Source organism: Pseudomonas sp. 1928-m (assembly GCF_029269135.1).
Classification (GTDB): domain Bacteria; phylum Pseudomonadota; class Gammaproteobacteria; order Pseudomonadales; family Pseudomonadaceae; genus Aquipseudomonas.
Map to the genome: position 1 here is coordinate 26,373 of NZ_JARIXO010000008.1, position 20,286 is coordinate 46,658.

General features: G+C 62.1%; 21 protein-coding genes. 14 read left to right on the forward strand and 7 right to left on the reverse strand.

Going from position 1 to position 20,286, the window contains the following annotated elements:
- The 10 genes from P3C18_RS19650 to P3C18_RS19695 all read left to right on the forward strand — a co-directional run bounded on the left by P3C18_RS19650 (window position 1) and on the right by P3C18_RS19695 (window position 10,946).
- Window positions 1–1,491: a class I SAM-dependent methyltransferase gene (locus P3C18_RS19650; RefSeq protein ID WP_275963483.1), complete on the forward strand. Its 1,491-nt coding sequence runs from the start codon at window positions 1–3 to the stop codon at window positions 1,489–1,491.
- A complete protein-coding gene (locus tag P3C18_RS19655) occupies window positions 1,488–2,384 on the forward strand; it encodes an alpha/beta hydrolase-fold protein (RefSeq protein WP_275963484.1) in 897 nt (298 codons plus the stop codon). Before P3C18_RS19650 ends, P3C18_RS19655 begins: the two co-directional genes overlap by 4 nt.
- Window positions 2,377–2,673 carry an iron transporter gene (locus tag P3C18_RS19660; protein ID WP_275963485.1) on the forward strand — a complete coding sequence of 99 codons (297 nt, stop codon included), beginning with the start codon at window positions 2,377–2,379 and terminating at the stop codon, window positions 2,671–2,673. Before P3C18_RS19655 ends, P3C18_RS19660 begins: the two co-directional genes overlap by 8 nt.
- Window positions 2,670–4,199: a PepSY-associated TM helix domain-containing protein gene (locus tag P3C18_RS19665; RefSeq protein WP_275963486.1), complete on the forward strand. Its 1,530-nt coding sequence runs from the start codon at window positions 2,670–2,672 to the stop codon at window positions 4,197–4,199. Before P3C18_RS19660 ends, P3C18_RS19665 begins: the two co-directional genes overlap by 4 nt.
- Before the next feature lies 1 nt (window position 4,200).
- Window positions 4,201–4,539: a DUF3325 domain-containing protein gene (locus P3C18_RS19670; protein ID WP_275963487.1), complete on the forward strand. Its 339-nt coding sequence runs from the start codon at window positions 4,201–4,203 to the stop codon at window positions 4,537–4,539.
- A 94-nt stretch (window positions 4,540–4,633) separates the two neighbouring features.
- Window positions 4,634–5,545, forward strand: a complete 912-nt coding sequence (cysM, locus tag P3C18_RS19675) for a cysteine synthase CysM (protein ID WP_275963488.1) — start codon at window positions 4,634–4,636, stop codon at window positions 5,543–5,545.
- Window positions 5,545–6,897, forward strand: coding sequence for a 23S rRNA (uracil(1939)-C(5))-methyltransferase RlmD (gene rlmD, locus P3C18_RS19680; protein ID WP_275963489.1), 1,353 nt, complete (start codon window positions 5,545–5,547; stop codon window positions 6,895–6,897). Before cysM ends, rlmD begins: the two co-directional genes overlap by 1 nt.
- Window positions 6,898–7,026: 129 nt before the next feature.
- Window positions 7,027–9,270: a GTP diphosphokinase gene (relA, locus tag P3C18_RS19685; protein WP_275963490.1), complete on the forward strand. Its 2,244-nt coding sequence runs from the start codon at window positions 7,027–7,029 to the stop codon at window positions 9,268–9,270.
- A gap of 164 nt (window positions 9,271–9,434) precedes the next feature.
- Window positions 9,435–10,265, forward strand: a complete 831-nt coding sequence (gene mazG, locus P3C18_RS19690) for a nucleoside triphosphate pyrophosphohydrolase (protein WP_275963491.1) — start codon at window positions 9,435–9,437, stop codon at window positions 10,263–10,265.
- Between the two features lie 141 nt (window positions 10,266–10,406).
- On the forward strand, window positions 10,407–10,946 hold the full coding sequence (locus P3C18_RS19695; RefSeq protein WP_275963492.1) for a DUF2058 domain-containing protein: 540 nt from the start codon (window positions 10,407–10,409) through the stop codon (window positions 10,944–10,946).
- 76 nt (window positions 10,947–11,022) lie between these two features.
- On the opposite strand, the gene P3C18_RS19700 is transcribed toward P3C18_RS19695, so the two are convergent.
- Genes P3C18_RS19700 through purM form a run of 3 tightly spaced genes read right to left on the reverse strand, consistent with a single transcriptional unit; the run spans window position 11,023 to window position 13,468 of the window.
- A complete protein-coding gene (locus P3C18_RS19700; RefSeq protein ID WP_275963493.1) occupies window positions 11,023–11,739 on the reverse strand; it encodes a DUF3108 domain-containing protein in 717 nt (238 codons plus the stop codon).
- An 8-nt stretch (window positions 11,740–11,747) separates the two neighbouring features.
- The gene (gene purN / locus P3C18_RS19705; protein WP_275963494.1) at window positions 11,748–12,398 is read right to left on the reverse strand and encodes a phosphoribosylglycinamide formyltransferase; all 651 of its coding nucleotides are present in this window, start codon (window positions 12,396–12,398) and stop codon (window positions 11,748–11,750) included.
- An 11-nt stretch (window positions 12,399–12,409) separates the two neighbouring features.
- Window positions 12,410–13,468, reverse strand: a complete 1,059-nt coding sequence (gene purM / locus P3C18_RS19710) for a phosphoribosylformylglycinamidine cyclo-ligase (protein WP_275963495.1) — start codon at window positions 13,466–13,468, stop codon at window positions 12,410–12,412.
- A 317-nt stretch (window positions 13,469–13,785) separates the two neighbouring features.
- Between purM and P3C18_RS19715 the strand changes: the two genes are divergently transcribed.
- From P3C18_RS19715 to hda, 3 genes are all read left to right on the forward strand, one after another.
- Window positions 13,786–14,826, forward strand: coding sequence for a DUF2066 domain-containing protein (locus P3C18_RS19715; protein WP_275963496.1), 1,041 nt, complete (start codon window positions 13,786–13,788; stop codon window positions 14,824–14,826).
- A 125-nt stretch (window positions 14,827–14,951) separates the two neighbouring features.
- Complete coding sequence (locus P3C18_RS19720) at window positions 14,952–16,040, forward strand: AI-2E family transporter (protein ID WP_275963497.1); 1,089 nt, start codon at window positions 14,952–14,954, stop codon at window positions 16,038–16,040.
- Complete coding sequence (gene hda, locus P3C18_RS19725; protein WP_275963498.1) at window positions 16,037–16,741, forward strand: DnaA regulatory inactivator Hda; 705 nt, start codon at window positions 16,037–16,039, stop codon at window positions 16,739–16,741. The genes P3C18_RS19720 and hda overlap by 4 nt, the downstream gene beginning before the upstream one ends.
- Window positions 16,742–16,749: 8 nt before the next feature.
- Here the strand turns inward: hda and P3C18_RS19730 are convergent, their stop codons facing one another.
- The 4 genes from P3C18_RS19730 to arsC are packed head-to-tail and all read right to left on the reverse strand — an operon-like array spanning window position 16,750 to window position 18,788.
- The gene (locus P3C18_RS19730; protein WP_275963499.1) at window positions 16,750–17,430 is read right to left on the reverse strand and encodes an alpha/beta hydrolase; all 681 of its coding nucleotides are present in this window, start codon (window positions 17,428–17,430) and stop codon (window positions 16,750–16,752) included.
- Entirely contained in the window at window positions 17,430–17,840 is a 411-nt protein-coding gene (locus P3C18_RS19735) for a DUF2069 domain-containing protein (protein WP_275963500.1), read from the reverse strand. Before P3C18_RS19735 ends, P3C18_RS19730 begins: the two co-directional genes overlap by 1 nt.
- Window positions 17,833–18,438, reverse strand: a complete 606-nt coding sequence (gene wrbA / locus P3C18_RS19740; protein ID WP_275963501.1) for an NAD(P)H:quinone oxidoreductase — start codon at window positions 18,436–18,438, stop codon at window positions 17,833–17,835. Before wrbA ends, P3C18_RS19735 begins: the two co-directional genes overlap by 8 nt.
- Entirely contained in the window at window positions 18,435–18,788 is a 354-nt protein-coding gene (arsC, locus tag P3C18_RS19745) for an arsenate reductase (glutaredoxin) (protein WP_275963502.1), read from the reverse strand. The genes wrbA and arsC overlap by 4 nt, the downstream gene beginning before the upstream one ends.
- Before the next feature lie 106 nt (window positions 18,789–18,894).
- On the opposite strand from arsC, the gene P3C18_RS19750 reads away from it, so the two are divergent.
- On the forward strand, window positions 18,895–20,124 hold the full coding sequence (locus P3C18_RS19750; RefSeq protein ID WP_275963503.1) for a virulence factor BrkB family protein: 1,230 nt from the start codon (window positions 18,895–18,897) through the stop codon (window positions 20,122–20,124).
- Window positions 20,125–20,286 lie beyond the last annotated feature (162 nt).

Genomic DNA, 20,286 nt, shown 5'->3' on the forward strand with positions numbered 1-20,286 from the left:
ATGCAAGTGTGGAATCAGGGGTATCTGGCTGAGTTGCCCTATCCCCATCATGTGCAGCCACAGTTGGCGCCCAGCTGGCTGGTGGCGCTGCAAACGGCCCTCGGCCAGCGCGCTGGCAACCTGCGGGCGGGCTTCCGCTACTGCGAGCTGGGCTGCGGACAGGGCCTGAACAGCCTGCTATTGGCGGCCAGCAACCCGGCGGGGCAGTTCGTGGCGGTGGACTTCAACCCGCAGCATATCGAGCATGGCCGGCGTCTGGCGGCGGCTGCGCAGCTGAGCAATATCGAGTTTGTGCAGGCCGAGTTCACTGAGTTGCTCGCGCAGCCGGGCGAGGGCTATGACTTTATCGTCGCCCATGGGGTGTACAGCTGGGTAGCACCCGCCCAGCGTGCGGCCATCCGTGGTTTTGTCGAGCAGCGCCTCAACCCTTATGGGCTGCTGTGCCTGGGTTATATGTGCCAGCCCGGCATGGCGCCGTTGGCAGCAGCCCAGCGGTTTATCTGGCAGCATGCGCAGCGTAGCGAGGGTTCGCYGCAGCAGCGTGTGCAAGCTGCTTTGGCCACATTGCAGGCCTTGCAGCAGGGCGGCGCTGGTTATTTTGTCGAGCAACCTGAGATGGCCCGGCTGCTGGCGCGCAGCGCCGAGCAGGGGCTGGATTACCTGGCCCATGAACTGCTGTGCGAACACTGGCAACCGCTGCATGTAGCCGAGGTGATGGCCGAGTTTGCCAGCCTCGGTTGCCAGTTGATTGGCAGCGCCATTCCACTGGAAAACATCGATGCAGTGTCGCTGCCCGGCAGTTGTCTGACCGCGATTCAGGGCCTGGCTGACCCGGCTCTGCGGGAAACCGCCAAGGACCTGGCGCGCAACCAGGCCCAACGTAGCGATCTGTACCAGCGCGGTGATCAGGCCCTGTCGGCCACGGCACACCGGCAAGCCTTGCTCGACAGCTGCTGGGCACTCTTGCCCGCAGCGCCGGCACCGGGGGCGGTGGAATTTTCAACGCGCATCGGCCCGCTGCAGGGCGCTGCCGAGTTGTATCAGCCACTGCTGCAGGCCCTCGGCGAGGGGCCGCAGAGCTTTGCCGAGCTGGCGCGGCGGCCTGAGCTGGCGGCGCAGGTTGGCCAGCTCAGCGGCGCCTTACAGCTGTTGACCTGGGCGGGCTATGCCCATCCGTTGCTGCACGCGCCGGTAGATGTTACTCGTTGCCAGGCGCTTAATCGTCTGCTGGCTGAGGGTGCGTTGCAGGGCGCCGGCTACGCGCACCTGGCTGCGCCAAGCCTGGGCGCGAGTGTGCCGGCAGACAAGCTGGAAATGGCCGCCGCCCGGGTGCTGCTGGAGCATCCGCAGTTACGCGGCAGCTTGCTGAGCGAAACCACTCAGGCCCTGCTGCGCCGTTATGGCCTTGGCGTGGAGCGGGTTGTCGAGCGCCTGCAGCACTTCGAGCAACGCACCTTGCCCGGCTGGCAAGTGCTGGGGGTAGTGCCATGAAGCGCTGCGGGTTGTGGTTGTTCTGCTTGCTCTGGCTGAGCGTAGCGAGCGCTGAGGATTATCCCGGTTACCAACGGCTTGAGCCGTTCCAGGTGCCGTCGGCAGATGCCCAGCGCAGCTATCAGGTGCAGTTGCTGGTGCCGGCGCGTGCAGCACCGGCCAGCGGCTTCCCGGTGCTTTATCTGCTTGATGGCCATGCCGCGTTGGCAGCGCTGAAGGCGCAATGGCTGGACGAGCTGAAGGAAGGGACGCCGCCGCTGCTGGTGTTTATCGGGTATGCCGGTGAGCAGCCCTTCAATGTGCCGGCGCGCACCCTCGACTACACCCCGGCACGCCGCGATGGCCTGCCCATGCAGGCCTTCAATGGGGTGCAGGGCGGCGGTGCTGCGGCCTTTCTGGCGTTGCTGGAGCAGCGCATCAAACCGCAGGTGGCCGCGCTGCAGCCGGTTGATCCGGCGCAACAGGCGCTCTGGGGGCATTCGTTCGGCGGGCTATTCGTGCTCAATACCCTGTTCACCCAGCCGGCGAGCTTTACCCGCTACATCGCCGCCAGCCCGTCGCTGTGGTGGCAGTCCGGGCTATTGCTGGAGACCGAGCGTGACTTTGCCGGGGCCACTGCCCAGTTGTTGATCGTGCGCGGCAGTGACGAAGGTCTGCCAGGCAGCGCCCGACCCGGTGTCGACCCGGCGCTGCTGGAGCAGCGGCGCAAGGCCATGGCCGCGGTTCCGGCCGATGCCGCGCGGCAGATGGCTGAACGCCTGGGGCGCTGGCCGGGCATGCAGGTGCAGTATCAGGCATTTGCCGGGTTGGGCCATGGGCCGATGTTGGCCGCGTCCTTGCGGCCGGCACTGCGCATGGCGGCTGGTTTGGCGCAGGAGGGCAGCGATGAGTAAGGCCGGAGAAACAACCCAGGCGTGGCCGATCTGTTCACGGGTGTTGGCCGGGCTGCTGGGCGGTTATGGGTTCACCTACGCATTGACCGCTGCCCTGGCGCAGCTGTTGCCGCTGGAYCGGGTGGATGCGCTGCTGATCGCCAGCTTGCTGTCATTCACCTTCTACACCCTGGCGATTCTTTGGGCGTTTGCCGCGCGCAGCGCCTGGCGCGCCTGGGCGGTGTTGCCAGCGGCCGCACCGCTGATGCTGATCGGCTTCTGGCCACAGCTGCTGGAGCGCCTGACATGAAACAGACCCTGACCCAATCCATGGCCTGGCTGCACACCTGGGGTGGCCTGCTGTTCGGTTGGTTGTTGTTCGCCATTTTTCTCACCGGCAGTCTGGCGGTGTTCGATCAGGAGATCGATCACTGGATGCAGCCGGAGATCCAGCAGACATCGGTCAGCAACGCCCAGGCCGTCAAGCATGCCGTGGCCTATCTGCAACGCCAGCATGCCGATGCCAGCGCCTGGAACATCAGCCTGCCCAGCTCGCGCATGCCCGCCTTGCGGGTGACGGCGGGTGACCGGCGCTCGGGCATCAGCACCTACTTGGACCCACTCACCGGTGAGCCCTTGGTCGTGCGCGACACGGCCGGCGGGACGTTTTTCTTTCGTTTCCACTACAGTCTGAGCATGCCACGCAATCCGGGTATCTGGATTGTTGGCTTGGCCGCCATGGCCATGCTGGCGGCACTGGTTAGCGGCATCATCATCCACAAGAAGTTCTTCAAGGAATTCTTCACCTTCCGCCCGAACAAGGGCCAGCGCTCCTGGTTGGATGCACACAATGCCGGGGCGGTGCTGCTGTTACCGTTTCACCTGATGATCACCTACACCGGCCTGTCGATCTTTGCCCTGATCTATATGCCGGCGGCGCTGGATAGCCTCTACAAGGGTGATTTTGCGGCGTTCTACCGCGAGCATATCGAGGTGCTGGAGGAGCCGCGTCAGGCGCAGACTCACCCGGCGCCGCTGACGGCTTTGGCCCCGTTGCTGGCCCAGGCCGAAGCGCGCATGGGGCCGCTGAGCGGTGTGGTGATCGAGCACCCCGGACGCAGTGATGCGCATATCGAAATGCGCCGGGTGCTGGGTAACCGCATTGCCCTGACCAAGGGCCACAACATGGTGTTTGACGGTGTCACCGGTGAGCTGCTGGCCGGGCCGCCGGAGCTGCGCCCCAGCGTGCTGGCGCAGCGGGTGATGTTTGGCCTGCACTTCGCGCAGTTCGGCGGCTACCCGATGCGCTGGCTGTACTTCGTCTGCGGCTTGCTCAGCAGCGCGATGATCGCCACCGGGCTGGTGCTGTTTACCGTCAAGCGGCGGCGTAAATACGCCAGTGAGAGTGCGCTGGGTCAGCAGCTCTATCGCCTGGTGGAAAGCCTCAACGTGGCGACGATTGCCGGTCTGGCCGTGGCCTGTATCGGCCTGCTATGGCTCAACCGCTTGTTACCGGTTGAGCTGGCGCAGCGTGCCGGCTGGGAAGTACGGGGTTTCTTCGCACTCTGGTTACTGAGTCTGCTGCATGCCTGGCTGCGCCCGCGCATGCAGGCCTGGGGTGAGCAGCTGAGCCTGGCGGCGTTGCTGTGTCTGGGTTTGCCGCTGCTCAGTGTGCTCAGCGATGGCCAGGCCTGGGCCGACAGCATGCGCCTGTGGCTGGAAGTGGCGGTGGTGGCGCTCGGCCTGTTGCTGGCTTGGAGCGTCTGGCGTTTGCGTCAGCCGCAGGTGCAGCGCATCGCACGCAAACAGCAACCCGTTCAGGCACAGGTGAATTGAGATGATGACGGCATTCTTGGGCAGTCTCTTGCTGGCCTACAGCAGCATGCTGGCGCTGTGTCAGGGCCTGGAGCGGCACTACAAGCAGGTCTGGGGCAGGGCGCCGACCTTGGGGTTGCGGCGTGTTCTGCGCCTGGCCGGCTGGTTGCTGCTGGTCGCGAGCCTCTGGGCCAGCGCACAGGCCTGGGGTTGGGCGATGGGGCCGGTTGGCTGGCTTGGACTGCTGTCATTGAGCGGCCTTCTACTGGCCTGGCTGCTGCCCTATACGCCACGGCTGGCGGTGTATTGGCCGTTGGCTGGGTTGCCGGTGTGGGGCGCGGCCTACCTGTTGGCCATTTGAATCAAGCGATTTCTATACGTGTTAGCCGATATGGCCGGGCGAGGTTTGCCGTTATCATGACGACCTTCTTTGCTTCTGGATCATCTCGTTCGCCATGAGCCCGCATTACCCAACCATCGCCGATTGCATCGGCAACACCCCGCTGGTGCGTTTGCAGCGCCTGCCGGGTAACACCAGCAACACCTTGCTGTTGAAGCTGGAAGGCAACAACCCGGCCGGTTCGGTAAAGGACCGCCCGGCGTTGTCGATGATCACCCGCGCCGAGCAGCGCGGTGACATCCAGCCCGGTGATGTGTTGATTGAAGCCACCAGCGGCAACACCGGCATCGCCCTGGCGATGGCGGCGGCAATCAAGGGTTACCGCATGGTGCTGATCATGCCGGACAACTCCACCGCCGAACGCAAAGCAGCGATGACTGCCTACGGTGCGCAGCTGATTCTGGTCGGCGGCATGGAAGAAGCGCGCGACCTGGCCTTGCAGATGCAGGCTGACGGCAAGGGCAAGGTGCTCGATCAGTTCGCCAACGGCGACAACCCGATTGCTCACTACACCAGCACCGGCCCGGAAATCTGGCAGCAGACGGGCGGGCAGATCACCCATTTCATCAGTTCCATGGGCACTACCGGCACCATAATGGGCGTGTCGCGCTTCCTGAAAGAGCAGAAGCCGGACGTGCAGATCGTCGGTCTGCAGCCGATGGAAGGCGCGGCGATTCCCGGCATTCGTCGTTGGCCGCAGGAGTACCTGCCGAAGATCTATCAGGCCGAACGGGTGGACCGCATTATCGACATGGGCCAGCAGGAAGCCGAAGACGTGATGCGCCGCCTGGCGCGTGAAGAAGGCATCTTCTGCGGGGTGTCCTCCGGCGGTTCGGTGGCGGCGATGTTGCGTCTGTCCCAGGAAGTCGAGAACGCGGTGATGGTGGCGATCATCTGCGACCGTGGCGACCGTTACCTGTCCAGCGGCGTTTACGACGCCCCCAGCTCTGATGGCAAAAGCAACTGATGGCCAAGAAAGACGGCGGTCTGCGCTTTCAACCCAGCGGTGGCTCCCGGGCGCCGCAGGTGCCGGTGGGCAAGAAGCAGAAGCTCACTATCGAGCGTCTGGCCAACGATGGCCGTGGCATCGCGTTCAGCGAAGGGCGTACCTGGTTTGTCAGCGGTGCGCTGGCCGGCGAACAGATCGAAGCGCGGGTGCTCGGTGCCCACGGCAAGGTGGTTGAGGCGCGGGTCGAGCGCATTCTCACGGCCAGTGCTGAGCGGCGCAGCGAGGCCTGCGTGCATGCCAAGGTCTGTGGCGGCTGCAGCTTGCAACATATGCCCCATGCCGATCAGCTTGCCCTGAAACAGCGCATGCTCGCCGAGCAACTCAGCCGTCTGGCCGATCTTCAACCGCAGGAATGGGCCGCACCGCTGGTCGGCCCAGAGCTGGGTTATCGCCGCCGCGCGCGCATCGCCGTGCGCTGGGACAACAAGGCCAAGCGCCTGGATGTGGGTTTTCGCGCAGCGGCCAGCCAGGACATCATCGCCATCAGCGATTGCCCGGTGCTGGTACAACCCTTGCAGCCGATCCTGCGCGCGTTACCGCAGGTGTTGCGTGAGTTGGATAAACCTCAGGCCATTGGTCATGTCGAGTTGTTCAGCGGCAGCTCCAGTGCTGTGCTGATAAGGCATACCGCTGCATTGAGTGAGGCGGACCTGGCTCGTTTGCAGGCGTTCTGCACTGCGCAGAATGCGCAGCTCTGGTTGCACGGTACTGCCGAGCCGCAGCCGTTTGAGTCGGCGCAGCAGCTGAGTTATCGCCTGGATGCGTTTGCTCTCGACCTGGCTTACCGGCCCGGCGATTTTGTCCAGGTCAACCAGCCGGTGAATGACGCCATGGTCGCGCAGGCGCTGGATTGGCTGGCGCCGCAGGCCGATGAGCGGGTGCTGGATCTGTTTTGCGGCCTGGGCAATTTCGCCTTGCCGCTGGCCCAGCGGGTGCGGGAACTGGTGGCGGTGGAGGGCGTGCAAACCATGGTCGAGCGCGCCGCCGAGAATGCCGTGAGCAATGGTCTGGGCAATGCGCACTTTTTCCAGGCCGACCTGTCCAACCCGCTGGCCGATGCGAGCTGGGCCCAGGGCGGTTTCGCTGCCGTGCTGCTGGACCCGCCGCGTGATGGCGCGCTGCAGGTGGTCAAGCAAATGACGGCGCTGGGCGTCAAACGGGTGCTGTACGTGTCGTGCAACCCGACGACCCTGGCCCGCGACAGCGCCGAGTTGCTGGCGCAGGGGTATCGGCTGGAACGTGCCGGTATCCTCGATATGTTTCCGCAAACCGCGCACGTCGAAGCGATGGCGCTGTTTGTCAGGCAGTAGATAGAAGCGCCGTATCCCGGCGCTGCAGGGGCGCGCAGGGAGTGCGCCTTAAGTGGTTAAACCGACCGCCTCATAGAAGGCGGCGACTGTTCGGTGTGCATGCCGCGCACCGTAGGGAAGGTAAGCAAGATGGTTCAGGTCAGAGCGCATCAGCCGATCAACGATGACGGCAGCATCAACCTTGAAGCCTGGCTCGGGCATGTGCTGAGCGTCGATCCGGCACTGGATCGCGAAGCCCTGCGCGAGGCCTGCGAGTTCGCCCGCGAGGCTGAGCAGCAGGCCAATGCCGCGAAGAATCTGTGGACTGAGGGCGCGTCGAGTTTTCGCTCTGGTCTGGAAATCGCCGAAATTCTCGCCGACCTCAAGCTCGATCAGGACTCCCTGGTCGCAGCCGTAATCTATCGCTGCGTGCGCGAAGGCAAGGTGCCCTTGGCGCTGGTGCATCAGCGCTTCGGCCCGGTGGTGGCCAAGCTGGTCGAAGGCGTGCTGCGTATGGCGGCAATCAGCGCATCCTTGAACCCGCGCGACTCCTTAGTGCTTGGCTCCCAGGCGCAGGTGGAAAACCTGCGCAAGATGCTCGTGGCCATGGTCGATGACGTGCGCGTGGCGCTGATCAAACTGGCCGAACGCACCTGCGCGATCCGTGCGGTGAAGGAAGCCGATGACGAGAAGCGTCAGCGCGTAGCCCGTGAGGTGTTTGATATCTATGCGCCGCTGGCCCATCGCCTGGGCATTGGCCATATCAAGTGGGAGCTGGAAGACCTGTCCTTCCGCTACCTGGAGCCCGAGCAGTACAAGCAGATCGCCAAGCTGCTGCACGAGCGCCGGCTGGATCGCGAGCACTACATCAATGAAGTGATGGGTCAGTTGCGCACCGAGCTGGAGGCCACCGGGGTCAAGGCCGATATCAGCGGACGGGCCAAACACATCTATTCGATCTGGCGCAAAATGCAGCGCAAAGGCCTGCAGTTCAGCCAGATTTACGACGTGCGCGCGGTGCGCGTGCTGGTGCCGGAAGTGCGCGACTGCTACACCGCCCTCGGTATCGTGCACACCCTGTGGCGACACATTCCCAAGGAGTTCGACGACTACATCGCCAACCCCAAGGAAAACGGCTACCGCTCGCTGCACACCGCCGTGCTGGGTCCGGAAGGCAAGGTGCTGGAGGTGCAGATTCGCACCCAGGCCATGCATGAGGAAGCCGAGCTGGGCGTGTGCGCGCATTGGCGTTATAAGGGCACCGACGTCAAAGCCAGCTCCAATCATTACGAAGAGAAGATTTCCTGGCTGCGTCAGGTGCTCGAATGGCATGAGGAATTGGGCGATATCGGCGGCCTGGCCGAGCAGCTGCGCGTGGATATCGAGCCGGATCGGGTCTATGTGTTCACCCCGGACGGTCACGCCATCGACCTGCCCAAGGGCGCGACGCCGCTGGATTTTGCCTACCGCGTGCACACCGAGATCGGCCATAACTGCCGTGGCGCCAAAATCAATGGGCGCATCGTGCCGCTCAACTACAGCCTGCAGACCGGCGAGCAGGTGGAGATCATCACCAGCAAGCACGGCACGCCGAGCCGCGATTGGCTGAACTCCAACCTCGGTTACGTCACCACCTCGCGGGCGCGGGCGAAGATCGTCCACTGGTTCAAGTTGCAGGATCGCGATCAGAACGTCGCGGCCGGTAAGGTGCAGTTGGAGCGTGAGCTGCAGCGCCTGGCGTTGCCACATGTGGACTTCGACAAGCTGGCCGAGAAGGCCAATATGAAGACCAGCGAGGACCTGTTCGCCTCCCTCGGCGCGGGCGACCTGCGCCTGGCGCAACTGGTCAACCTGGCGCAGCAACTGGTCGAGCCGGACCGGGTCAAYGAGCAGCTGGAGCTGATCCCACGTAAGGCGTTGGGCTTCAAGCCGGGCAAGCGCGGCGATATCCAGATTCAGGGCGTCGGCAACTTGCTGACGCAGATGGCCGGCTGCTGTCAGCCGCTGCCGGGCGATCCGATTGTCGGTTACATCACTCAGGGCCGTGGTGTGAGCATTCACCGCCAGGACTGCGCCTCGGTGCTGCAACTGGCTGGCCGTGAGCCGGAGCGGATTATTCAGGTCAACTGGGGGCCGGTGCCGGTGCAGACCTACCCGGTGGAAATCGTCATTAAGGCCTACGACCGCTCCGGTCTGCTGCGTGACGTGACCCAGGTGCTGCTCAACGAGAAGCTCAATGTGCTGGCCGTGAATACCCGCTCGAACAAGGACGACAACACCGCGTCCATGTCGATCACTGTGGAGATTCCCGGTCTGGATGCACTGGGCCGGCTGCTGGGACGTATTTCTCAGCTGCCGAATATTATTGAGGCGCGTCGCCACCGAGTTTCCTGAGCTGCTGCGCTCGGTGATACTGCGTTGAAGGGGACGTGAAAAATGCTCATTGGCAAAAGCCAACTCCGCTTTTTCGCGCCCCCTTCGCCTTGTCTGACCTTCGCTCGCGACGCTCAGGCCGTATCCTGGATGAATTCCGGGGGAGACGTTTACGAAGGAAGCCTATGTACCAACTCGACGACCTGCTGCACCTGATGACCCGGCTGCGCGACCCGCAGCACGGCTGCCCGTGGGACCTAAAGCAGAACTACGCGACCATCGTGCCGCACACCATTGAAGAGGCGTACGAGGTGGCCGATGCCATCGAGCGCGGCGACTTCGATCATCTGCCTGGTGAGCTGGGCGATCTGCTGTTTCAGGTGGTGTATTACAGCCAGCTGGCCCGCGAGGAAGGGCGCTTCGAATTTGCCCAGGTGGTTGATGGCATCACCAGCAAGCTGATTCGCCGTCATCCCCACGTGTTCCCCGATGGCGATCTGTATGGCGCTGTGGATGTGGCCAAGCTGGAAGAGGCTGCGGTCAAACAGCGCTGGGAAGAGATCAAGGCCGAAGAGCGCGCCGAGAAGGCCGCAGCCCCCGAGCAACTTTCGCTGCTCGACGATGTGCCCACGGCGCTACCGTCGCTAAGTCGGGCGATCAAATTGCAAAAGCGCGCCGCCCAGGTCGGTTTCGACTGGCCCGAGGCCTTGCCGGTGATCGACAAGGTGCGCGAAGAGCTGGATGAAGTGCTCGAAGCCATGAGCGAGAACGACCCTGAAGCGATTAGCGAGGAGATCGGTGATCTGCTGTTTGTGGTCAGCAACCTGGCGCGGCATCTGAAAGTCGATCCGGAAACTGCCTTGCGCGCGGCCAATGGCAAGTTCGAGCGGCGCTTTCGTTTTATCGAACAGGCATTGCGTGAAGCGGGGCGCAACATGGAAGATTGCCCCCTGGATGAATTGGACGCGCTCTGGGGCGAAGCCAAAAAGCTGGAAAAGCAGACCCCGAGTTGCTGAGCCCTTAGGGTGGATGACGTTCTTTTCATCCACCACTGCCGGGGACACGGTGGATGGGGGAAGCGTCATCCTCCCTACGAATAACGCGTCACGATTGCGCTGGGTACGCCCACTTAATATTGAAGTTTGGAAAGGTAGGTTATGGCTCTCTCACTACGCGATCAGTTGCTTAAAGCCGGGCTGGTCAACGAAAAGCAGGCCAAGCAGGCTGGCAAGCAGCAGCAGAAACAGCAGCGCCTGGTGCATAAAGGTCAGGTCGAGAAAGACGAATCGCAAAAGCTCGCCGCTCAGCAGGCCATGGCCGAGAAGGCCGCGCGCGACCAGGAGCTGAACCGTCAGCAGCAAGAGAAGATTGAGCAGAAGGCCCGTGCCGCGCAGATCAAGCAGCTGATCGAGGTGTCTCGCCTACCCAAGCTGACCACCGAGGACTACTACAACTTCGTCGACGACAAGAAGGTTAAGCGCCTGTCGGTCAACAGCCTGATGCGCAACAAACTCAGCAGTGGTTCGTTGGCCATCGTCCGTCACGGCGGTGGCTACGAAGTGATCCCGCGCGAAGCCGCGTTGAAGATCCAAGAGCGCGACCCGCAACGTGTGGTGCTGCTCAATACCCCGACCGAAGCCCTGGATGCTGATGATCCGTACGCGGCTTATCAGGTGCCGGACGATCTGATGTGGTGATGGCCCAGGCCGAACCTGCAGAAATCCGCCCATAAAAAAGCCGAGCATTTAGCTCGGCTTTTTACATCGATTTAACTCAGTCTTTGCGGCCTAGAACAGCTTTGCCGTCGACTGTGCCGTCCTTGAGCATGATCTGGTATTCCTTGCCGTCTTTCTCGACCTGATGCAGGCGCACCAGCAGGAAGTTCCAGTCCTTGGCAAACCAGAGGATGGTCTTGCGGCTGCTTTGCGTCGGGTCGCGCACGCGCTCGACCTTGATCGCATCGATCAGGCCAGCCTTGGTGCGCACCACTTCCTCGCCGAGTACGCGGAAGTCGTAGGTTTCCACTTCATCGCCATCGACCACCTGGTAGCTCATGCTTTTGGTGCCGGCGGCTACGTCGTACTGCAGGGCCAGCTGGTAGGTCGATTTGTCCAGCAGGCCGCGGTTCAGCGGCAGGCGCACAGGAGTGTCGCGGTCACTGCCGATTACCTGCTTGGCGCTCCAGTCGAAGTCATGCTCGATCTTCTTGCCTTTGCCCAGGCCGTTGCGCTCGTACAGGTAGGTCTGCGGCAGGAAGACTTCTTTATCCACGCGCAGGGTGCTTTGTTCGGTCAGGCTGGCGACCAGCATGGAAGCTTCGAAATTCAGCTGCCACAGGCCGTTATCCAGAGCTTGCAGGCTGCGTTCGGCGCTGCCGCTGACCGGTAGTTGCTTCCAGTCGGCGGTATAGCTAGCAGAGAAGGGTTTCAGCTCAACGGCCAATGCCGGCAAGCTCAGAAGCGTTAGTGCGAACAGTAAGGCGCGACCCATGGTGTCTCCTAAGTTCGAATGAGGTGTCCGGTACTCGGTAACAGGTGCTCGTCCAACATGGCCCCATGCGCTGTCAGCTGCAAACGGCCTGCGGCAAACCAGCGTACGGCCWGCGGGTAAATCACGTGTTCCTGCTCGTGCACGCGCTGCGCCAGGCTGCTCGGCGAGTCATCCGACTGTACCGGTACCACTGCCTGTACGACCAGTGGTCCGCCATCGAGTTCCTCGCTGACGAAGTGCACGCTGCAGCCATGCTCGCTGTCACCGGCGTCCAGCGCCCGCTGGTGGGTGTGCAGGCCTTTGTATTTCGGCAGCAGCGAGGGGTGGATATTCAGCAGGCGGCCGGCGTAGTGACGAACGAAACCGGGCGTGAGGATGCGCATAAAGCCGGCCAGCACGACAAGCTGCGGATTAAACGCATCAATGGCCTCGACCAGCGCGGCATCGAAGGCTTCGCGGCCGTCGAACTGCTTGTGGTCGAGTACGGCGGTGGCGATGCCAGCCTGTTTGGCGCGCTCCAGGCCGTAGGCATCGGCGCGGTTGGAAATCACCGCGCTGATGCGTGCCGGATTGCCGTCATGGGCGATGCTGTCGATCAGCGCCTGCAGGTTGCTGCCGGAGCCGGAGATCAGCACCACCACATTGCAGTCTGTTGGCATCGGTGCCGACATTAGTGCTGTTTCAGGTTGTTCAGCACGACCTGGGCGGCACCTTCGGCAGCTTCACCGATCTGGCCGATCACCCATGGCTGCTCGCCAGCGGCGGTCAGGGTTTGCAGGGTGACTTCGACTTGATCCTGCGCTACGCAGATGACCATGCCGACGCCGCAGTTGAGTACGCGGTGCATCTCGTGCTCATCAACGTTGCCTTTTTCCTGCAGCCAGTCGAAGACTGCTGGGCGCGTCCAGCTGGCCACATCGACCACTGCTTGGGCGCCTTTGGGCAGCACGCGCGGAATGTTGTCGAGCAGGCCGCCACCGGTGATGTGGGCCATGGCTTTGACTGCGCCAGTGTCCTTGATCAGCTTGAGCAGCGGCTTGACGTAGATACGGGTCGGCGCCATCAGCAGGTCGGTCAGCGGCTTGCCATCGACCTGGGTGGTTTCGATTTCAGTGCCGGACACTTCGATGATCTTGCGGATCAGCGAGTAGCCGTTCGAATGCGGGCCGGACGATGGCAGGGCGATCAACGCGTCGCCGGTAGTGACTTTCGAGCCGTCGATGATTTCGGCTTTTTCCACCACACCGACGCAGAAGCCGGCCAGGTCGTAGTCTTCGCCTTCGTACATGCCCGGCATTTCAGCGGTTTCACCGCCGACCAGGGAGCAGCCCGCCAGTTCGCAGCCAGCGCCGATGCCGGTAACCACGGTGGCGGCGACGTCAACGTTGAGCTTGCCGGTGGCGTAATAGTCGAGGAAGAACAGCGGCTCGGCGCCACACACCACCAGGTCGTTGACGCACATGGCAACCAGATCCTGGCCGATGCTGTCGTGCTTGTTCAGGTTCAGCGCCAGGCGCAGCTTGGTGCCTACACCGTCGGTGCCGGAGACCAGCACCGGTTGTTTGTAGCCAGCCGGGATCTCGCACAGCGCGCCGAAGCCGCCCAGCCCACCCATGACTTCCGGACGCGCGGTGCGCTTGGCCACGCCTTTGATGCGTTCGACCAGGGCTTCGCCCGCGTCGATATCTACACCTGCGTCCTTGTAGCTGATGGAGGGTTGCTTGCTCATAGATCCAGGCCTTTAGGGGAAATTCGGATTGGCACCGCCGCTTGTGGCGGCGGTCTGCGAAGGCGCGCGATTTTATCAGGCTTACCCGGCAGCGACCACCCAGGCGGCGCGATGGTTGCGGGTGCTGGGGCGGCTGTTTAAGCTCGAAATCTGCCTGTTGTTGGCCGTCTGTGGCTTAAAGGGCTTTGGAATGCGCCTTAACAGCACCTAAACTCGCACTTCTGAGCTACCGCTGCCGGCACTATTTGGCGTGGATTGGCTGTAACTGTTGTTAAACCTGGCCTACGTGCCGCTTTCCGTCCGTCGAGAATCCATCCATGCGTTTGACCGCTCGCCTGCTTCTTGCCTGTTTGTCACTGTCTGGCCTGCCGGCATTTGCCGCGCCGGTGAGTGATCTCTACCAAGTCCGCGAAGCGGTCAGCAGCCAGCAACCGGAAGAACGCGCTGCTGCCCTGAGCCGCGCGCTGGATACCCTGGTGTTGCGCCTGACCGGCAAGACCGATGCGGCGCAAAGCCCAGCACTGGCGGCGCTGCGTAAGGACCCGCAACAGATCGTCAGCCAATACGGCTATGAAGGTGACAAGCTGCTGGTCGACTTTGATCCACTGAGCACCGATCGCAACCTGCGTCAGGCGGGCCTGGCGCTGTGGGGCGCTAATCGCCCAAGCATCTTGCTCTGGTGGTTGAGTGATGCCAGTGAGGGCAGCCGTCTGCTCGGTGACGGTCAAGCCGCTGCCGCGCCGCTCAATCAGGCCGCGCAGCACCGTGGTCTACCGCTGCGTCTGCCGTTGGCCGATCTGGCCGAACAACTGGTGGCGGTGCCGGAAAACCTTACCGCGAATGATCCGGCCGCCTTGCGTGAAGCATCCGAACGCTACGCCGCCGATGCCCTGCTGGCAGTTATGGCGCGCGAAGCAAACGGCCAGTGGCAGGCTGAGTGGCGCCTGTGGCTGGGTGATGAGCGTGAGCAAGGCACTGTGCAGGGCGCCGATCAAGCTGCGCTGGCCGATGCCATCCTGTTGGCCGTCCATCAACGTCTGGCTCCACGCTTTATCGTCGCTGCCGGCGCCGCCACTGGCTTGACGGTGGAAGTGCAGGGCGTCGACCTGGCGCGTTACGCCGAATTGCAGCGCATTCTTGAGCCGTTCGCCGCGCAGCTGCGTAAGGTTCAGGGCGATACGCTGACCTTTGCCGTGAATGCCAATGCCGAGCAGTTGCGTGCGCAACTGGGCCTGGCGCGCTTGCAGGAAGTGCCGGCAGAGGCTCCAGTGCTAGACGCCAGTCAGCCCGTTACGCCGCCAGCCCCTGGCGCTGAGCCTGCTGCGCCGCGTGACAATGTGCTGAGGTTTCGCTGGTAGACTGCGGCGATTGCCCCGTGCCCTGACTTGAAAACCGCAGCTATCGAGCTGCGGTTTTCTTATATAGCGGGCCTCGCGGGATTGAGGGTTTTCTGGATAAAACGTTGGCATATGGAGCGCAGGGCATGATCGATTCGCATCGTTGGATATGGATAATCGGGGCGCTGCTGTGCGGCCTGTTGTACCTGCTGGCACCGATTCTCTCGCCATTTCTGATCGGCGTGCTGCTGGCCTATATGGGCGACCCGCTGGTTGACCGTCTGGAGCGCTGGAAACTGTCGCGGACCTGGGGCGTGGTGGTGGTGTTTGCGCTGATCACCCTGATCATGGCCATCCTGCTGCTGGTCTTGGTGCCGATGCTGGGCAAGCAACTGGTGCGCTTGTACGAGTTGATCCCGGAAATGCTCGACTGGGCCCAGAACCAGGCTCTGCCATGGGTTCAGCTCAAGCTCGGTCTGAGCGAGGGCTTCTGGCGCTTTGATCAGCTGAAAACTGCGCTGTCCGGGCAATTGGGTAAAACCACCGATATCGTCGGCATGCTGCTGTCCACCGCCACCTCTTCAGGCCTGGCGCTGCTGGCCTGGCTGGCCAATCTGGTGCTGATTCCGGTGGTGAGCTTCTACCTGATGCGTGATTGGGATCTGATGGTCGCCAAGCTGCGCAGCTTGCTGCCGCGCGGCCGTGAAGGCCTGGTTGTACAGCTGTTCGGCGAATGCCACGAAGTGCTCGGCGCCTTCCTGCGCGGTCAGTTGCTGGTGATGCTGGCGCTGGGTGTGATGTATGCCACCGGGCTGATGGTGATTGGCCTGGAGCTTGGCCTGTTGATCGGTGTGCTGGCCGGCTTGGCCAGTATCGTGCCGTACCTCGGCGTGGTAGTGGGCATCGGCGCGGCACTGACGGCCGGCCTGTTCCAGTTCGGCCTGGATTTCTACCCGCTGATGGGTATTGCAGCGGTCTTTATTGTTGGGCAAATGCTCGAAGGCATGCTGCTGACGCCGATGCTGGTGGGCGACCGCATCGGTCTGCACCCGGTCGCGGTAATCTTCGCGATCATGGCCGGCGGCCAACTGTTCGGCTTCACCGGCATCCTCCTGGCCCTGCCGGTAGCAGCGGTAATCATGGTGTTAGTGCGTCATCTGCATGATTTCTATAAACTTTCCGATCTTTACGGTGAGCCAGCCAGCGGTTCCGACGAGCCGCCCAATCCAGCATGACACCCATACAACTGCCTTTAGGTGTGCGTCTGCGTGATGACGCCACTTTCGCCAATTACTACCCCGGAGCCAACGCTGCGGCGTTGGGCTATGTCGAGCGTCTTTGCGAAGCGGATGCCGGCTGGACGGAAAGCCTGATCTACCTGTGGGGTGGCGAAGGCGTTGGGCGCAGTCATTTGCTGCAGGCGGCGTGTCTGCGCTTTGAGCAGCGCGGTGAGCCGGCTGTGTATCTGCCGTTGGCCGAGGTGGTCGAGTACGGCCCGGCACTGCTGGATAACCTGGAGCAGTGCGAGCTGGTTTGCCTAGATGATCTGGATGCGGTAGCTGGGCGTAGCGACTGGGAAGAGGCGTTGTTCCACCTGTTCAACCGACTGCGTGACAGTGGCCGGCGCCTGTTGCTGGCCGCCAGCAGCTCGCCGCGTGAGTTGCCGGTGCAACTGGCTGACCTGCAATCACGCCTGACCCTGGCTCTGGTGTTTCAGCTGCAGTCATTGTCCGATGAGGACAAGCTGCGCGCCTTGCAGCTGCGCGCGTCGCGTCGCGGGCTACACCTGAGTGATGAGGTCGGGCGTTTTATCCTGACCCGCGGCGAGCGCAGCATGAGCGCCTTGTTCGATTTGCTTGAGCGCCTGGATCAGGCGTCGTTGCAGGCCCAGCGCAAGCTGACGATCCCCTTCCTGAAAGAAACCCTCGGCTGGTAGCTACCTGTTTAGGCGAGTGGTAGCCCGGCAATAAAGCGCTGTATAGCGTTTGCGCAAGCCTGTGGTTGGGTCTGCAAAAGAAAATGCGGGCCATTCAATCTGATTTGAGTCAGCTGTGTACAGCAGCTCTGCAGGCTCATCTGAGCCTTACGTGTGACCAGGCGATCTTGGTTTGCTTGTAGGTGCAGCGCTGGCAGTTCGAGTGACAGTCCTGGGTTTTGCAATTGATCAAGGCTATGCAAGCGCGCACGTAGCAAACGCTGCGGCAGCTTTTTGATCTCTTCGCGCAATGTCTGAGTTACTTCAGCGTTAGCTTGGCCATTCAGGCAGAACAGGCGTAGCAAGGTATTTTGCCCGAGTAGCCAGTGAGGCAGAGGTAGGTGCTTTGCCAGTGGCAGCAGTGGGTGCGGTCGGCTCAGAAATGAGGCCGCGAAGATAACGCCACTCAGGCCTGGTGGTCGGCGTAGGGCCAATTGGTAGGCAAGAGGGCCGGAAAACGATTCGCCAAGCAGCACGTAGGGCGTATCGCCGAGCTTACTTAACAATAGATCGGCCAAGTCTTTGTGCGCTTGGTTACCTTGAGTTGGTAGTTCGAGTGCCTGCACTTCCAGTGCTGGATGCAGCTGGGCCAGTAAAGGCCCAAACAGGGTGCTGCTGCCATTGAGGCCGGGGAGCAGCACCAAGCGCATCAAACCTCCCCTGCCAACTTGCGCTCGTACTGAAAGCGCCAGCGGGTAAACATCAGTGCGGCGCAGAACAGGCTGAAGCTCAGCCCTGTCAGCAACCAGCCGTAAACCGCCTTGCTGGGATCGAAGGCGGCGAGTACGCCCTGGATAAAGTACAGATTGACCACAAAGCAGGCCCAGGCGTGGGCGCGGGCGTTGCCCATAATCAGGCCGGGGGCGAGCAATAGCAGGGGGGCGAGTTGTACGCCAAGGATCACCCAGAGCAGTTTGCCGGGGACGTTGGCGAACCACAGGTTCCACGCCAGCAGTAATGCGCCGAGGCCAAAAAAGCTCAGCAGACTGGCGGCGCGGCTGATGTTCAGGCGTGGCTCTAGCCACTCCAGCGTCGGCAGCGGTTTTGCAGTTTTAGCCACGGGTGCTCTCCAGTTTTGCCGCGGTTTGCGCCAGGCGCTGGCCGAGTGCGCGGCACAGGGCGATTTCATGTTCATCGAGGGCGCGTTTGCCATCCGCGCCGGCATGGTGGCTGGCGCCATAGGGCGTGCCGCCTCCACGGGTTTCCAGCAGCGCGGCTTCGCTGTAGGGCAGGCCCGTGATCAGCATGCCGTGGTGCAGCAGCGGCAAGAGCATCGATAGCAGGGTGGTTTCCTGGCCGCCGTGCAAGCTGGCGGTTGAGGTAAATACGCCGGCCGGTTTGCCGACCAGGCCGCCGGTCAACCACAGGCTGCTGGTGCCATCGAGAAAGTACTTGAGCGGCGCGGCCATATTGCCGAAGCGGGTCGGGCTACCGAGTGCCAGGCCTGCGCAGTTCTTCAGGTCATCCAGGCTGGCGTACAGCGCGCCTTCAGCTGGAATATCCGCAGCCACTGCTTCGCACTCGGTCGACACTGCGGGCACCGTGCGCAGGCGCGCTTCCAAACCGCCCATCTCGACGCCGCGGGCGATCTGCCGGGCCATTTCGGCAGTGGCACCATGGCGGCTGTAATACAGCACCAGAATATAGGGTGCGCTCACGGCAGAATCTCCAGAACATTTTCAGGTGGGCGGCCGATGACGGCTTTATCGCCGACGACCAGAATGGGCCGCTCAATCAATTTTGGCTGGCTGAGCATGGCGTCAATTAGCTGTGCGTCAGTCAGTTGCGGGTCATTCAGGCCGAGGGTTTTGTATTCATCTTCGCCAGTGCGCAGCAGTTGCCGTGGGCCGATGCCGAGCTTAACTAGCAGCGCCTGCAACTGGTCGGCGCTCAGTGGTGTTTCCAGGTAGCGCACGATGGTTGGGTTGAGTCCGCGGTCTTCTAGCAATTGCAATGCACTGCGCGATTTTGAGCAGCGCGGGTTATGGTAGAGCGTCATAGCGGTCATGTTCGGGTCGCCGGTTACCTTCGATGGCGGCTATTCTAACCGCTAACGGCATTCCCGCCTGCGCCTGTAACACAGGTGCCGGAATGCAAATGGCTAAGGAGAGGGCATGCTGCAGCGTGTTAAAAACCTGTTGGAGTTCTGGCGTTTTTTGTTGCAACGCTTTATCGCCGACCAAGGCACCAGCAATGCTGCGGCCTTGACCTACACCACCCTGTTTGCGGTGGTGCCGATGATGACGGTGACCTTTTCCATGCTCTCGGCCATTCCAGCGTTTCAGGATACTGGCGAGCAGATTCAGAGCTTTATTTTCCGCAACTTCGTGCCCTCTGCCGGTGAGACGCTGCAGCAATACTTGCGTGACTTCACCACTCAGGCGCGCCAGCTGACCTGGATTGGTGTGGCGGTGTTGGCTGCGACGGCATTCTGGATGCTGGTGACTATCGAGAAAACCTTCAACACCATCTGGCGTGTGCGTCAGCCGCGCCGGGGTGTATCGAGCTTTCTGCTGTACTGGGCGATTCTCAGCCTGGGGCCGTTGCTGCTGGGCGGTGGCTTTGCCATCAGCACCTACTTCACGTCGTTGTCGCTGATCTCCGGCCCGGATGCCTTAATCGGGGCCCAGGCTCTGCTGAAATTTATGCCGCTGCTATTCAGCGTTGCCGCCTTCACTCTGCTGTATGCCACGGTGCCGAATGCTCAGGTGCCGGTTCGCCATGCGCTGCTGGGTGGCTTGTTCGCAGCTGTGCTGTTCGAAGTGGCGAAGATGCTATTTGGCCTGTACGTGCGCCTGTTTCCCGGCTATCAGCTGATCTACGGCGCGTTTGCCACGGTGCCGCTGTTTCTGCTGTGGATCTATCTGTCCTGGTTGATCGTGCTGTTTGGTGCCGAGTTGGTCTGCAACCTGGGGTTTTCCCAGCAATGGCGCAAGCGTGCGGTACCGCGCTTGTTGATGGCGCTTGGCGTGCTGCGGGTGTTCTACGAGCGCCAGCAGTCGGGTTTGAAAGTACGTTTGCTGGATGTGCAGCGCCAGGGCTGGTCGCTGGCGGAGCATGAGTGGGAAGAGATTCTGGTGTTTCTTGAGCAGCAGAAACTGATTGCCCCGACCGGCTCTGGCACCTGGGTGTTGAGCCGTGATCTGGGCCATTATTCGCTGCAGCAACTGCTTAGCCACAGTCCCTGGCCGCTGCCCAGGGCTGAGAACCTACCCGAAGAACTCGATGAGGTCTGGTATCCGGCGCTGCGCCGTGGCTTGGTGCAGTTGCAGGAAGAGCAGGCGGCGCTATTTGGTGAGGACCTGGCGAAGTGGCTGCAGCCTGAAGCTGAGCCGGCAAAGTGACGTAAAACGTCAGTTTGCGGCGTTGTGCTGATGGCGCATGATGGCACTGGCGACCATGAAGGTCGCCAAACGCGGTTAAAGGGAAGCTGGCACGCTTCTGGCTATCTGTCTTGCAGATAGCGATCAGGTTGCCAGCAGGGCAGGGATTAGCGGAGTGTGAAG